The sequence below is a fragment of the Actinosynnema sp. NPDC037264 genome, from assembly GCF_055603705.1.
In genome coordinates, this window is sequence record NZ_JBVJVK010000001.1 from 426,859 (window position 1) to 439,229 (window position 12,371).

16 protein-coding genes are annotated in these 12,371 nt (G+C 72.9%); 9 read left to right on the forward strand and 7 right to left on the reverse strand.

Annotation, left to right across the window (positions count from 1 at the left end; translation table 11 throughout):
• Positions 1 to 7: 7 nt before the first annotated feature.
• A complete protein-coding gene (locus tag ACZ7GX_RS02085; protein ID WP_498771804.1) occupies positions 8 to 589 on the reverse strand; it encodes an HAD family hydrolase in 582 nt (193 codons plus the stop codon).
• A 1-nt stretch (position 590) separates the two neighbouring features.
• Complete coding sequence (locus ACZ7GX_RS02090) at positions 591 to 1,610, reverse strand: threonine aldolase family protein (RefSeq protein WP_498771806.1); 1,020 nt, start codon at positions 1,608 to 1,610, stop codon at positions 591 to 593.
• Positions 1,611 to 1,762: 152 nt separating this feature from the next.
• On the opposite strand from ACZ7GX_RS02090, the gene ACZ7GX_RS02095 reads away from it, so the two are divergent.
• The 7 genes from ACZ7GX_RS02095 to purB all read left to right on the forward strand — a co-directional run bounded on the left by ACZ7GX_RS02095 (position 1,763) and on the right by purB (position 6,931).
• Positions 1,763 to 2,281: a SigE family RNA polymerase sigma factor gene (locus ACZ7GX_RS02095; protein ID WP_498771808.1), complete on the forward strand. Its 519-nt coding sequence runs from the start codon at positions 1,763 to 1,765 to the stop codon at positions 2,279 to 2,281.
• Positions 2,282 to 2,298: 17 nt separating this feature from the next.
• Positions 2,299 to 3,054 (forward strand): hypothetical protein, encoded by a 756-nt coding sequence (locus ACZ7GX_RS02100; protein WP_498771810.1) that lies wholly within the window; start codon positions 2,299 to 2,301, stop codon positions 3,052 to 3,054.
• Positions 3,055 to 3,141: 87 nt separating this feature from the next.
• Positions 3,142 to 3,465, forward strand: coding sequence for a DMT family transporter (locus ACZ7GX_RS02105; RefSeq protein WP_498771812.1), 324 nt, complete (start codon positions 3,142 to 3,144; stop codon positions 3,463 to 3,465).
• Positions 3,466 to 3,478: 13 nt separating this feature from the next.
• Complete coding sequence (locus ACZ7GX_RS02110; protein WP_498771814.1) at positions 3,479 to 4,063, forward strand: TetR/AcrR family transcriptional regulator; 585 nt, start codon at positions 3,479 to 3,481, stop codon at positions 4,061 to 4,063.
• A gap of 47 nt (positions 4,064 to 4,110) precedes the next feature.
• Positions 4,111 to 4,641: an RNA polymerase sigma factor gene (locus ACZ7GX_RS02115; RefSeq protein WP_498771817.1), complete on the forward strand. Its 531-nt coding sequence runs from the start codon at positions 4,111 to 4,113 to the stop codon at positions 4,639 to 4,641.
• The gene (locus ACZ7GX_RS02120; RefSeq protein ID WP_498771819.1) at positions 4,638 to 5,450 is read left to right on the forward strand and encodes a hypothetical protein; all 813 of its coding nucleotides are present in this window, start codon (positions 4,638 to 4,640) and stop codon (positions 5,448 to 5,450) included. The genes ACZ7GX_RS02115 and ACZ7GX_RS02120 overlap by 4 nt, the downstream gene beginning before the upstream one ends.
• Before the next feature lie 47 nt (positions 5,451 to 5,497).
• Positions 5,498 to 6,931 (forward strand): adenylosuccinate lyase, encoded by a 1,434-nt coding sequence (gene purB, locus ACZ7GX_RS02125; RefSeq protein ID WP_498771821.1) that lies wholly within the window; start codon positions 5,498 to 5,500, stop codon positions 6,929 to 6,931.
• A gap of 200 nt (positions 6,932 to 7,131) precedes the next feature.
• On the opposite strand, the gene ACZ7GX_RS02130 is transcribed toward purB, so the two are convergent.
• From ACZ7GX_RS02130 to ACZ7GX_RS02145, 4 genes are read right to left on the reverse strand one after another with little or no spacing between them, the layout of a single operon-like run.
• Positions 7,132 to 7,569: a hypothetical protein gene (locus tag ACZ7GX_RS02130; protein ID WP_498771823.1), complete on the reverse strand. Its 438-nt coding sequence runs from the start codon at positions 7,567 to 7,569 to the stop codon at positions 7,132 to 7,134.
• Between the two features lie 56 nt (positions 7,570 to 7,625).
• The gene (locus ACZ7GX_RS02135; protein WP_498771825.1) at positions 7,626 to 8,375 is read right to left on the reverse strand and encodes an amino acid ABC transporter ATP-binding protein; all 750 of its coding nucleotides are present in this window, start codon (positions 8,373 to 8,375) and stop codon (positions 7,626 to 7,628) included.
• Positions 8,372 to 9,202, reverse strand: a complete 831-nt coding sequence (locus tag ACZ7GX_RS02140) for an amino acid ABC transporter permease (RefSeq protein WP_498771828.1) — start codon at positions 9,200 to 9,202, stop codon at positions 8,372 to 8,374. The genes ACZ7GX_RS02135 and ACZ7GX_RS02140 overlap by 4 nt, the downstream gene beginning before the upstream one ends.
• Positions 9,199 to 10,050, reverse strand: coding sequence for an ABC transporter substrate-binding protein (locus ACZ7GX_RS02145; RefSeq protein WP_498771830.1), 852 nt, complete (start codon positions 10,048 to 10,050; stop codon positions 9,199 to 9,201). Before ACZ7GX_RS02145 ends, ACZ7GX_RS02140 begins: the two co-directional genes overlap by 4 nt.
• A gap of 62 nt (positions 10,051 to 10,112) precedes the next feature.
• Here ACZ7GX_RS02145 and ACZ7GX_RS02150 point away from each other — a divergent pair, with 62 nt between their 5' ends.
• Both ACZ7GX_RS02150 and ACZ7GX_RS02155 read left to right on the forward strand, forming a co-directional pair.
• Positions 10,113 to 11,018 (forward strand): phosphoribosylaminoimidazolesuccinocarboxamide synthase, encoded by a 906-nt coding sequence (locus ACZ7GX_RS02150; RefSeq protein ID WP_498771832.1) that lies wholly within the window; start codon positions 10,113 to 10,115, stop codon positions 11,016 to 11,018.
• A 72-nt stretch (positions 11,019 to 11,090) separates the two neighbouring features.
• The gene (locus ACZ7GX_RS02155; protein ID WP_498771834.1) at positions 11,091 to 11,810 is read left to right on the forward strand and encodes a DUF2334 domain-containing protein; all 720 of its coding nucleotides are present in this window, start codon (positions 11,091 to 11,093) and stop codon (positions 11,808 to 11,810) included.
• On the opposite strand, the gene ACZ7GX_RS02160 is transcribed toward ACZ7GX_RS02155, so the two are convergent.
• Positions 11,732 to 12,343, reverse strand: coding sequence for an MBL fold metallo-hydrolase (locus tag ACZ7GX_RS02160; protein ID WP_498771836.1), 612 nt, complete (start codon positions 12,341 to 12,343; stop codon positions 11,732 to 11,734). The genes ACZ7GX_RS02155 and ACZ7GX_RS02160 overlap by 79 nt on opposite strands.
• Between the last annotated feature and the right edge of the window lie 28 nt (positions 12,344 to 12,371).

Sequence of the window (12,371 nt, forward strand, 5' to 3'; positions counted from 1 at the left end):
CGCCGGGCTAGGACCCGAGCACCTGCCGCGCGTGCGCCGGTCCCCGCCACAGCACGCCCTGGAGCCCGGCCGCGACCGCGCCGTCCACGTTCACCTGCCGGTCGTCGAAGAACACGCAGTCCGCCGGCCGCGCCCCGATCCGCTCCGCCAACGCGGCGAAGATCCGCGGGTCCGGCTTGGCCACGCCGAGGTCGCCGGAGAACACCAGGTGCCGGAAGTGCCTGGTCCACGGCTCCCGCTCGGCGGTCCGCGCGAACGACACGGGCGCGTTCGACAGCAGCGCCAGCGGCACGCCCGCCGACGCCAGCTCGGCCACCAGCTCCACCGCGCCGGGCGCGGGCCGCAACCACCCGCGCACGTCCACCTCGGTGAGCCGCCCGGCCAGCTCCTCGTCCACCGGCACGTCCACCGCGGCCCCGACCGCGCGCCAGTACTCCAGGTCTGGCTGACCGGCGTCGTAGGCGTCCCGCGCGGTCCAGTACCCGCGCGAGAAGTCCGCGACCGGCACCCCGAGCAGCGCGGCCAGCGCGGGCAGCTCCCGGGTCGGCTCGCTGATCACCTCGCCGTAGTCGAACACCACCCAGCGCACGTCAGCTCGCCGACCCGATCCGGCGCAACGCCTCGGCCACGTCGTCCGCGTTCACGTCGCGGTGCAGCACGAACCGCACCTTGCCCGCCATCGGCCCGGCGAACACGCCCAGGTGCCGCAACCCGGTCAACGTCACCTCCAGGTCCGGCACGCCCGCCAGGACGATGTTGGTCTTCGGCTCGTCCACCTGCCACCCGAGCTCGGTCAGGCCCCGGGCCAACGCGCGGGCGTTCGCGTGGTCGTGCGCGAGGTCGTCGATGCGCCCCAGCCCCACCAGCCCCGCGGCGGCCAGCACGCCACCCTGCCGCACGCCGCCGCCGAGCATCTTGCGCACCCGCCGCGCCTCCACGACGAACGACGACGACCCGGCCACGACCGACCCGACCGGCGCGCCGAGCCCCTTCGACAGGCACACCTGCACCGTGTCCACCCCGACCGTCAACGCGGCGGGCGGCAGCCCCAGCGCCACGGCCGCGTTCCACAGCCGCGCGCCGTCGAGGTGCACGCGCAGCCCGGTCTCCCGCGCCGCGGACACCAGCAACGCGTGCTCGTCGGGCTGCGTCACGGCCCCGCCGGCGGCGTTGTGCGTGTTCTCCAGGCACAACAGCGTCGTGCGCAGCGTGTAGTACGGCCCGGACGTCCCCGCCGCCGCACGCACCGCCTCGGGTGACGCCTGACCGGGTCCCGCGTCGCACTCCAACGGGTGCGGCATCCCGCCCGCGATCCACGCGGCCGTGCCGAGCTCGCTGTCGAGCACGTGCGCGCCGCGCGGCGCGAGGAACCGGTCGCCGGGCCGCAGGTGGATGGTCAGCGCGATCAGGTTGCCCATCGACCCCGACGGCACCCACAGCGCCGCCTCGACGCCCAGCAGCTCCGCGACCCGTTCCTCGAGCTGGCGCATGGTCGGGTCGTGGTCGAGCACGTCGTCGGCCACGTCGGCGGCGGACATCGCCAGTCTCATGGCCTCGTCCGGCTGGGTCACGGTGTCGGAGCGGAAGTCGAGCGGCGAGAGCTGGGTCACGAATGGATCACATCACACCGGGCAAGCCCTGACCCGATCGTGTCGGCCATACCACGATGGGGGTGACGCAAGTCTCGGTGAACCGGCGTGCAACCGTTGGCGCCGTCGGTTCCGTCCGGTAAGTGCAAGCACGACGAGCGGAGAGAGTCCGCGTGGATCAGCGCGACGAGCAGGAGTTCGCGGAGTACTTCGTGGCTCGCCGGGAGGCCGTGCGCCGAACGGCGTTCCTGCTCTGTGGTGACTGGCACCGGGCGGACGACTTCGCGCAGACCGCGTTCGTCGCGTTGCACCGCAGGTGGCGCAAGGTCCGGGACAAGCAGGCCCTGGACGCCTACGTCCGCCGGAGCCTGGTGCGCGCGGTGATCGACGAGTCGCGCCGGCCGTGGCGGCGGGAGCGCTTCGTGGACGAGGTCCCGGAGCGGCCCTCGGGCGACGGCGAGGTGGCCGACTCGGTGGCGACGCGCGAGGCGCTGGTCGCGGGCTTGCGGCGGGTGCCGCCGAGGCAGCGGGCGGTGCTCGTGCTGAGGTTCCTGGAGGGCCTGGACGTCGCGGCGACGGCCGAGGCGCTCGGGTGTTCCGAAGGCACGGTGAAGAGCCAGACCTCGAGGGGACTGGAAGCCCTCCGCGACGCGTTGGGCGACACGATCGACGACTTGCGGCCGGCGTCGTGAGCGGGAGGAGGAGGTAGGTGGACGAGCAGAAGCTCGGCGAGCTGTTCCGCGACGCGGCCCGGGACGTGCCGCCCGCGTCCTTCGACGTGGGTGCCGTCCGGTCCGCCTCGGCGCGGGCGACGGCGCGGCGCAGGTCGGCCCTCGCGGTCGGTTCCGCCATGGCGCTGGTGCTCGTGCTCGGCGGACTGGCCGTCTCCGCGAACCTTCTGGGCACCACGAGCGGCGATACGTCCGCCGCGGGTTCCGCTGACCGGGCTTCGTCCCCTAACGTCACTCCTTTCAGCGCGGGCGAGCCGGAGGTGCTGTCGAAGGACACGCCACCGGGGCGCAGCGGTGGAAACCCGCCCGAGAGCATCCCCGATGACCCGTCTACGCAGGGGGACGAGCCATGGGGGAGCGCCGGTCGCACCGCGACCGGCAGCGCCCAACGCGGGTGCGTTGAGGTGGACCGGGAGCTCGCCGTCGCCCTCGCCGACGAGCTCTCGGTCGCCAACGCCGACCAGGCCGCGCCCGCCGTGGCGGACTGCCCGACCGACGCCCGGGGCGCGAGCTTCCTCGTGCGCGACGGCGACGTCCACGGCACGGTGTCCGTGGTGCTCGCGCCGTCGGGCACTTACGAACAGGTGGCGGCCGACTCGCGGGCGTACGCGAGCGCCGAGACGTCCGACGGCCGGCGGCTGTTCGTGCTGAGCCGGCCGGAGCAGGGTTCGTCGGAAGGTCCGCTGACGGACGACCTGGCGAAGCTCGCCGAACGGCTCGCCGCCCGGTTCTGAGGTCGCGGAGATCAGGATCACCGACCACTGTAGTACTGGCGTACCACAAATCTGGTACGTTAGTGCCAGATTTGGGAGGTGGTCGTCATGGCGTGGGCCGTGCTCATCGTGTCCGGCTTCTTCGAGGCCGGCTGGGCGGTCGCGCTGAAGCTGTCCGACGGCTTCAGCAGGCTGTGGTGGACGGTGGTGTTCGCGGTGTTCGCGCTGGTCAGCTTCGCCGGCCTGGCGTGGGCCATGAAGCAGCTGCCCGCCGGACCGGCGTACGCGGTGTGGACCGGGATCGGCGCGGCGCTCACCGCCGTGATCGGCATGATCTGGCTCGGCGACGGCGTCAGCACGGTCAAGCTCGTCTCCATCGGCCTCATCGTCAGCGGCGTCATCGGTCTCAACCTGGCCGGCGGCGGGCACTAGTACCTTTCCTGCAATGACAGCCGCAACGCCGAAGGGCGAACGCCGGCGCCAGGCGCTGGTCGAAGCCGCCGCCGGCCTCCTGGTCGACGGCGGCTTCGACGCGATCCGGCACCGCGCCGTCGCCGAGCGCGCGGGCCTGCCGCTGGCCTCCACCACGTACTACTTCGACTCGCTCGACGACCTGGTGACCGCGGCCCTGGAGTTCCAGGGCAACGCCGAGCTGGCCTACGGCAAGGCCAGGCTGGACGAGCTGGACCCGCGCGAGTGCGGCGGCGACGCGTTCGTCGAGCTCGTGCTCGACCTGCTGCTCGGGCCGTCCGGCGACCGCGACGCCGAAGCCGTCCTGCTGCGCTACGAACGCCTCGTCGCCACGGGCAGGCGGCCCTACCTGCGGCCGTTGATGCGCAGGATGTCCGGCGAGCTGCACTCCCTGCTGTTCGACATCTTCGCCCGCGCCGGTCAGCCGGTCAGCCGGGAACGCGTCGAAGAGCTGATCGCGCTGGTCGACGGCGCCGTGGTGAACGCGCTCATCGAGATCAGCCCGGACCCCAGGGCGGCCGCCCGGCGGATGCTCGGCAAGGCGATGCAACCCCGCTGACGCCCCACGCGTGCAAGGGGGCGGGGGGCGGAAGGGGACCGGATCGCATGCGCAAGGCCGAAGAGCAGGGCTTCCGTGAGTTCGCGGTGAGCCACGCCGCTTCGTTGCGGCGCACGGCGTACCTGTTCTGCGGCGACTGGCACACGGCCGAGGACCTGATGCAGGCCAGCCTGCTCAAGCTGTACCAGGCGTGGCACCGGATCGAGTGGCGCGACAACGCGTCGGGGTACGCCCGCAAGGTGCTGCTGCGCACCTGGCTGGACGAGAAGCGCAGACCGTGGCGGCGGGCCGAGCAGCGCGACGGCGAGGTGCCCGAGGTCGCCGACGCGGCGGCGGACCCGGACCGGACGGGCGAGCGGCTGTGGGCGCGCGACCTGGTGCACGCGGCGTTGCTGCGGGTGCCGCCGCGCCAGCGGGCCGTGCTGGTGCTGCGGTACTTCGAGGACCTGTCGGTGAACGAGGTCGCGGTGGCCATGGGGTGCACCGAGGGCACGGTCAAGAGCCAGACGGCACGCGGGCTCGTGGCGCTGCGCGTGGCGGTGGAGGAACTGGAGCGAGGGGCGGTGGTGGCGTCATGAGCGAGGCAGACCTGCGGGAGGGGTTGCGGGCCGCGGTCGGTGACGAGCCGCCGCTGGAGTTCGACGCCGACGAGCTGATCCGACGCGCCCAGCACGTGCGCAGGCGGCGTCGCGCGCTGGTGGCCGTGGCGGTGGCCACGCTCGCCCTCACCGGCACCGTGCTGGCCCTGCCCGGCGTCCTCGACCAGCGGCGGGGCGTCGACGCGGCGAGCGGTGCGGTGCTGACCACCACCGCGTCCGGGTCGGCGAGCGAGGTCCCGGCCACCACACCACCGCCGGTCACGACCGTGGAGCCGACCGGGGTCGAGCCGCCGACCACGGCCGCGACCAAGCCCCTCACGGGCGGCGACAGCGAGCTCTTCGAGTACCTGCGCAAGAGGTTCACCGAGGTCGCGCCGGAGGTCAAGGTGGTGGCCGCCGACGCCGCCGCGACCACCGACTCCCCGTCGAGGCACGTCTACGCGTGGTTGACCTTCGTCGACAATGTGGGGACCAGCAGGGTGGTGGTGAGGGTCGCCCCGCCCGGGTCGGGGATGACCCAGGACGAGTTCTGCGCCGAGGCCGGGTGCGAGGGGCCGATCCGCCAGCGCGACGGCAGCTCCGTGATGTCGTCCTGGCGCACGACCGCCCTGCCGGACCCGGAGGGCGTCATGCACGCCGTGGCGCACTTCCGCCTCGACGGCTCGGTGGTGGAGGTCAGGGGTTTCGGCTACCAGCCGCCGGTGGACGTCGCCGGGCGGGAGAAGGTCTTGCTGACCTACGACCAGCTGGCGTCGCTGGCCACCGACCCGAAGCTGGGCGTGTCCTGACGCTCCCCGGCGTCCGGTCGCCCGTCCGGGCGAAATAAGCTGGTCACGTGACGGTCAAGCCCCGCATCGCCAATGTCCTCGCCGGTCGCTACGCCTCCACCGAGCTGGCCACGCTGTGGTCCGCCGAGCACAAGGTCGTGCTGGAGCGGCGGCTGTGGCTCGCCGTGCTGAAGGCGCAGGCAGAGCTCGGCATCGAGGTGCCGGCCGAGGCCGTCGCCGACTACGAGCGGGTGGTCGAGCAGGTCGACCTGGCGTCCATCGCCGAGCGCGAGCGCGTCACCCGGCACGACGTGAAGGCGCGCATCGAGGAGTTCAACGCGCTGGCCGGGCACGAGCACGTGCACAAGGGCATGACCTCGCGCGACCTCACCGAGAACGTCGAGCAGCTGCAGGTGCTGCGGTCGCTGGAGCACGTGCGCGGCAAGACGGCGGCCGTCCTGGCGCGCCTCGCCCGCCGTGCCGCCGAGCACACCGACCTGGTGATGGCCGGCCGCTCGCACAACGTCGCCGCGCAGGCCACCACGCTCGGCAAGCGCTTCGCCACCGCGGCGGACGAGCTGCTGGCCGCGTTCCGCCGGCTGGACGAGCTGATCGCCCGCTACCCGCTGCGCGGCGTCAAGGGCCCGGTCGGCACCGCCCAGGACATGCTCGACCTGCTCGACGGCGACCGGGGCAAGCTGGTCGAGCTGGAGCGGGGCGTCGCGGGCCACCTCGGCTTCACCACCGTGCTGACCAGCGTCGGCCAGGTCTACCCGCGGTCGCTGGACTTCGACGTCGTCTCGACCCTCGTGCAGCTGGCCGCGGGACCGTCGTCGCTGGCCAAGACGATCCGGCTGATGGCGGGCCACGAGCTGGTCACCGAGGGCTTCAAGGCCGGCCAGGTCGGCTCCAGCGCGATGCCGCACAAGATGAACACCCGGTCGTGCGAGCGGGTCAACGGCTTCGCGGTCATCCTGCGCGGCTACCTGTCGATGGTCGGCGAGCTGTCGGGCGACCAGTGGAACGAGGGCGACGTGTCGTGCTCGGTGGTGCGCCGGGTCGCGCTGCCGGACGCGTTCTTCGCCTTCGACGGGCTGCTGGAGACGTTCATCACGGTGCTGGACGAGTTCGGCGCGTACCCGGCGGTCGTGGCGCGCGAACTGGACCGCTACCTGCCGTTCCTGGCGACCACCAAGGTGCTGATGGCGGCGGTGCGGGCGGGCGTGGGCCGGGAGACGGCGCACGAGGCCATCAAGGAGCACGCCGTCGCGGTGGCGCTGGCCATGCGCGAGCAGGGCCTGGCCGAGAACGACCTGCTGGACCGGCTCGCCGCCGACGAGCGCCTGCCGCTGGACCGCGCCGCCCTGGACGGCCTGCTGGCCGACCGCCTGTCGTTCACCGGCGTGGCGGAGCACCAGGTCGCGGACGTGGTCCGGCAGGTCGAGGACGTGCTGGCGGAGTACCCGGCCGCAGCCGGCTACGTCCCCGAGCCCATCCTCTAGCCCTCACCCCCCACCAGCCCTAACCACCCCCACCGGCCCTCACCACCCCACCGGCCCTGACCCGACCCGTCCCCTCCTGCGAGGTCGCGTCGGTCGTTCGCGTCCTCATTCCCGGCGATCACGCTTTTCGATCGTCGGGAATCAGGGCGCGAACGGTCGACTTCCCGGCGACCTCGCCGCCGTCTGCGGAGCAGCGGCAATCAAACGCGATCCCAGACGAGGCGCCCCCGGCGGTTCGGTTCGCAGACCAGCGCACGGCCCGCCGGGTCGACCGCCGTCGCGCCCTCCTCGTCGCACGGGAAGCCCTCCAGGGCCACCTGGTCGAACCGGGGCGGGGTCGTCGTCGGCTCGGCCGTCGGCCTGGCCGGCGGCTGGACCTGCACCGGTGGCGGCGGTGCGGTCGTCGCGGCGACCGTCGGAGGTGGCGGCGGTGGCGGCGGCGTGGTGGTGGTGGCCGCCGGGCGCACGGAGATGTTCGCGACCGCCGGGATCGAGGTCACCGGAGCCGAGCTGGACGCCGTCGGGAGCAGCACCGGCTCCGGGCTCGCCGACGGCTTCGCGCAGGCGCCCGTGAGAAGCAGCAGGAGCAGACCGCCGCTCGCCGCGACGGGCGCCACAAATGCCTTCGGATGGACCACGCCAAGCAGAGTAGGGGTCACTCGTCCGATACCCCAAGTGGAGTCTCCCGAGCGGCCTAGAGCCGGCCCGCCTCGATGATCCGCCGGAGGAACTGCCGGGTGCGCGGGTGCACCGGCTCGCCGAGCACCTGGCCGGGCGGTCCGGACTCGACCAGCCTGCCGCCGTCGAGGAACACCACGCGGTCGGCGACCTGCCGGGCGAAACCCATCTCGTGGGTGGCCATCAGGATCGTCCGCCCACCCGCCGCCAGTTCTCTGACCAGCGACAACACCTCGCCGACGAGTTCGGGGTCCAACGCGCTGGTGATCTCGTCCAGCAGCAGCAACCGCGGCGAGTAGGCCAACGAACGCGCGATCGCCACCCGCTGCTGCTGCCCGCCGGACAGCCGCTCCGGGTAGCTGCGCGCGCGGTCCGCGAGGCCGACCCGGTCGAGCAGGTCGAGGGCGTTGCGCTCCGCCTCCTCGCGCGGCACGCCGTGCACCACGCGCGGCGCGAGCGTGACGTTGTCCAGCACGCTCATGTGCGGGAACAGGTTGAACGCCTGGAACACGATGCCCATGCCCCGCCGGGCCACGTCGGCGTCCACCCTGGGGTCGGACACGTCCACGCCGTCGAGCAGCACCTGGCCGTCGTCCAGCTCCTCCAGCAGGTTCACGCACCGCAGCAGGGTCGACTTGCCCGACCCCGACGACCCGATCACGGTCACGACCTCGTGCTCGTGCACGTCGAGGCTGATCCCGTCCAGCACGGTGCGGTCGCCGTAGCGCTTGACGACACCGCGCACGCTGAGCACCGGATCGGTCATCGTCCCCCCTGACGGCGTTCCAGCCGGCGGCCCATGGCGTCGGCGAACCGCGCCGTGGGCGCCGCGAGCAGCACGAACAACAACCCCGCCACCACGTACGGGGTGAAGTTGAACGCCCGGGCGTGCTCGATCTGCGCCGCGCGCACCGCGTCCACCGCGCCGAGCACGGAGATCAGCCCGCAGTCCTTCTGCAGCGCCACGAAGTCGTTGAGCAGCGCGGGCATGACCCGCCGCACGGCCTGCGGCAGCACGACCAGCCGCAACGTCTGGCGCGGACCGAGGCCGAGCGACCGGGCCGCCGCGACCTGCGACGGGTGCACCGACTCGATGCCGGCGCGGAACACCTCGGCCACGTACGCGGTGTACGCGAGCACGAGCGCCGCGCCGCCGAGCACGACGAAGTCGTTCGGCACGCCGGTCAGCCGCAACGCGGGCAGGCCGAACCCGACCAGGTACAGCAGGATGATCAGCGGCAGCCCGCGGAACAGGTCCACGTACACCGTGGCCAGCGCGCGCAGCGGGAACCACACCGGGCCGGGCAGCGTGCGCAGCGTCGCCACGACCAGCGCCAGCACCAGGATCAGCACGCCGCAGACCGCCAGCACGCGCAGGTTCAGCCAGAGCCCTTCGAGGATCGCGGGCAGCGACCGCCACGCGATCTCGACGTCGAAGAACGACTGCCGCACGCGCGGCCAACCCGGCGCGCCCGCGACGGTGACCCCGACCGCGACGGCGAACACGGTGGTCGACAGCAGGGCGACCAGGGTCGACCGCCGCGCACGGGAGCGCTTGTAGGCCAAGCGCTCCCGTTGCCGCTCGCTCGTCACTTCAGCTCGGGTGCCGTGCCCGCGGACGACAGCCACTCCTGCTCGATCCTGGTCAGCGTGCCGTCGGCGCGCAGGTTCTGCACCGCGGTCGAGACGCACGCGGTGAGCGGGCTGCCCTTGTCCAGCACGATGCCGAACTGCTCGGGCTTGCCGTCGCCCGCCGGGATCTGACCGACGATCAGGCCGTCGTCCAGCTCGGCCGAGGTGATGTAGAACGCGGTCGGCAGGTCCACCACCAGCGCGTCGATCTGCCCGGCCCGCAACGCGGCCTTCGCGTCGTCGTTGGTGTTGTAGACCGCGACGTCCTCCTCGGGCTGCAGCCGCTGGGCGGCGTCGAAGCTGGTCGTGCCGACCTGCGCGCCGATCTTGACCCGCTTGAGCTCCGCCAGCGTCTTCACCGACGCGGCCTTGGAGGAGTTCAGCGTGATCACGGCCTGGTCCACGTCGTAGTACGGCGCGGAGAAGTCGACGGCCTGCTTGCGCTCCTCGGTGATGGAGAACTCGTTCAGGTCCATGTCGTAGGTCTTGCGGCCCGGCTGGATGGCCGCGTTGAACGGCACCCGCGTCCACACCACGTCGGTCTTCGCGTAACCCAGCTCCTCGGCCAGCGCGTAGGCGATCGCGGACTCGAAGCCCTTGCCGTTGGTCGGGTCGTCGTCCACGAACCACGGCTCGTACGCGGGCTGGTCAGTGCCGAAGGTGATCTTGCCCGGGGTGAGGGTCGGCAGCTTGTCCTTCGTGCAGGCCACGCCGTCCACCTGGTTGGTCGGCGTCGTGGTCTCGTCCGCGGGGGCGCAGGCGACCGCGAGGGCGGCGGTCACGGCGAGTATCAGTCCGGGTGCACGCATGGGATGAATCTTGCCGCAGGTGGGAAGGGCGTCCCAGGAGCCGGCACAAGTACGCTTCGGCGGTGCCCAAGCTCGCTGACTACCGGCAGGTCGCCGCAGGCAAGGTCCGCCAGGTCCACGAGGTGGACGAGGACCTGCTGCTGTTCGTGGCCTCCGACCGGATCTCCGCCTACGACCACGTGCTGACCACTCCGATCCCGGACAAGGGACGGGTGCTCACCGCGATGAGCGTGTTCTGGTTCGAGAAGTTCGCGGACTTGGCGCCCAACCACCTGGTGGCGTGGGACGACCCGCGCATCCCCGCCGAGGTGCGCGGCCGGGCGCTGCTGGTGCGGCGGCTGGAGATGGTGCAGGTGGAGTGCGTGGCGCGCGGCTACCTGACCGGGTCTGGCATGGCCGAGTACCGGCAGACCGGGTCGGTGTGCGGCGTCGAGCTGCCGTCCGGGCTGGTGGAGGCCTCGGAGCTGACGCCGCCGATCTTCACGCCGGCGACCAAGGCCGAGCTGGGCGCGCACGACGAGAACGTGTCGTTCGCGCACGTCGAGGCGGAGGTGGGCGCCTCGACGGCGGCCCGGCTGCGTGACGTGACGCTGGAGGTCTACGGCGCGGCCCGCGAGTACGCCCGGTCGCGCGGCGTGATCCTGGCGGACACCAAGTTCGAGTTCGGGCTGGACCGGTCCGGCGCGCTGGTGCTCGGCGACGAGGTGCTGACGCCGGACTCGTCGCGGTACTGGCCGCTGGAGGGGTACGAGCCGGGGCGCGTGCAGCCGTCGTTCGACAAGCAGTACGTGCGCGACTGGCTGACCTCGCCCGCCTCCGGCTGGGACCGGGCGTCCGACACCCCGCCGCCACCGCTGCCCGACGACGTCGTGGCCGCCACCCGCTCGCGGTACGTGGAGGCGTACGAGCGGATCACCGGCCGTTCGTTCGCGGACTGGCCCAGCCCCGAGGAGACCGGCGCGCAATAGTTCGCCGGCTCCGCACCCGGCCGTCACCTGGTCTTAGAGCGGGCGACACGCAGGTGCGGCGCACTGGGTGGCATGGTCGCCGAACTCGTGGTCTCGCTGTCCGGCATCGGGCCGAGCACGCTCGCCCGGTGCGCCGACCTCGCCGCCGAGCTCGACCGGCGTCGGGTGCCGTTGTCGCTGCTCTTCGCGCCGCGCAAGGCCGTGCCCGGCGCGGCGTTGGACTGGGTGCTGGGTCGGGTCGCCGCCGGTGACGCCCTGGTGCTGCACGGTTTCGACCACCAGCCGGACCCGGCGCGCCGGGCCGTGTCGCTGCGCCGCCGTGCCGAGTTCTCCGCGCTGCCCGCGCACGAAGCGGGCCTCCGGCTGGTCGCCGCGCGTGCCGCGGTGGCCCGGTTGGGGCTGGCCACGGACCTGTTCGCGCCGCCGGGATGGCTGGCGTCACCGGGCACGGTGGTCGCGCTGCGCCGGCACCGGTTCGCGGTGTGCGCCGACATGGCGGGCGTGCGCGACCTGCGCACCGGCGACGTGCGGCCGGGCCGGGTGCGGATGGTCGGCGAGCACTGGAGCTACCTGCTCGGCGTCGGCCGGGCGGCTCGGCGCGGCGGGCTCGTGCGGATCGGCGTGGACGCGGCGGACCTGGACCGGCTCGGGCCGCGCGAGGTGCTGCTGGAGGCCGTCGACCTGGCGCTGCACCACGGCGCGTCGCCCACGACCTACAGCTCGACCGCCTCGCCCCGGGGCAGCACGACGACCTCGACGCCCTCGGGCGCGGTGCCGACCAGGACGCGGTAGAAGATCTCGGTCTGCGACAGGATCGCCTCGTGGATCGGCACCGCCTTGCGCGGGCCGACCTCGGCCAGGAAGTGCGCCGCGTCGGAGACCTTCATCCAGGGCGCGGCGGTGGGCAGGCCGAGGACGTCGACGCGCTGCTCCGGCACGGTCAGCGAGTCGCCGGGGTGGTAGAACGCGCCGTGGTCGACCAGGTAGCCGACGTTCACCGGCAGTTCGATCCGGTCGTGGATGACCTCGTGCGGCGCGTCGAGGACGTCGACGACGGTGCCGTTGAACTCCAGGGCGGCACCCGGCTCGACGATCTCGGCGCCGTCGAGGTCGAACGGTGCGATCAGGCGCGCGCCGGGGTTGGCCGCGCGGACGGCCGCCAGCTTGTCGGGGTCGACGTGGTCGCGGTGCTCGTGCGTGATCAGGATCGCGTCGAGGCCGTCGACCTCCTCGAAGCCCGACGAGAACGCGCCGGGGTCGAACAGCAGCCGGGCGGCGCCGGTGTCGACCAGCAGGCACGAGTGCCCGAAGTGGGCGATCAGCATGAGCGCTCCTTCTCCGTTCCCCGAGGGG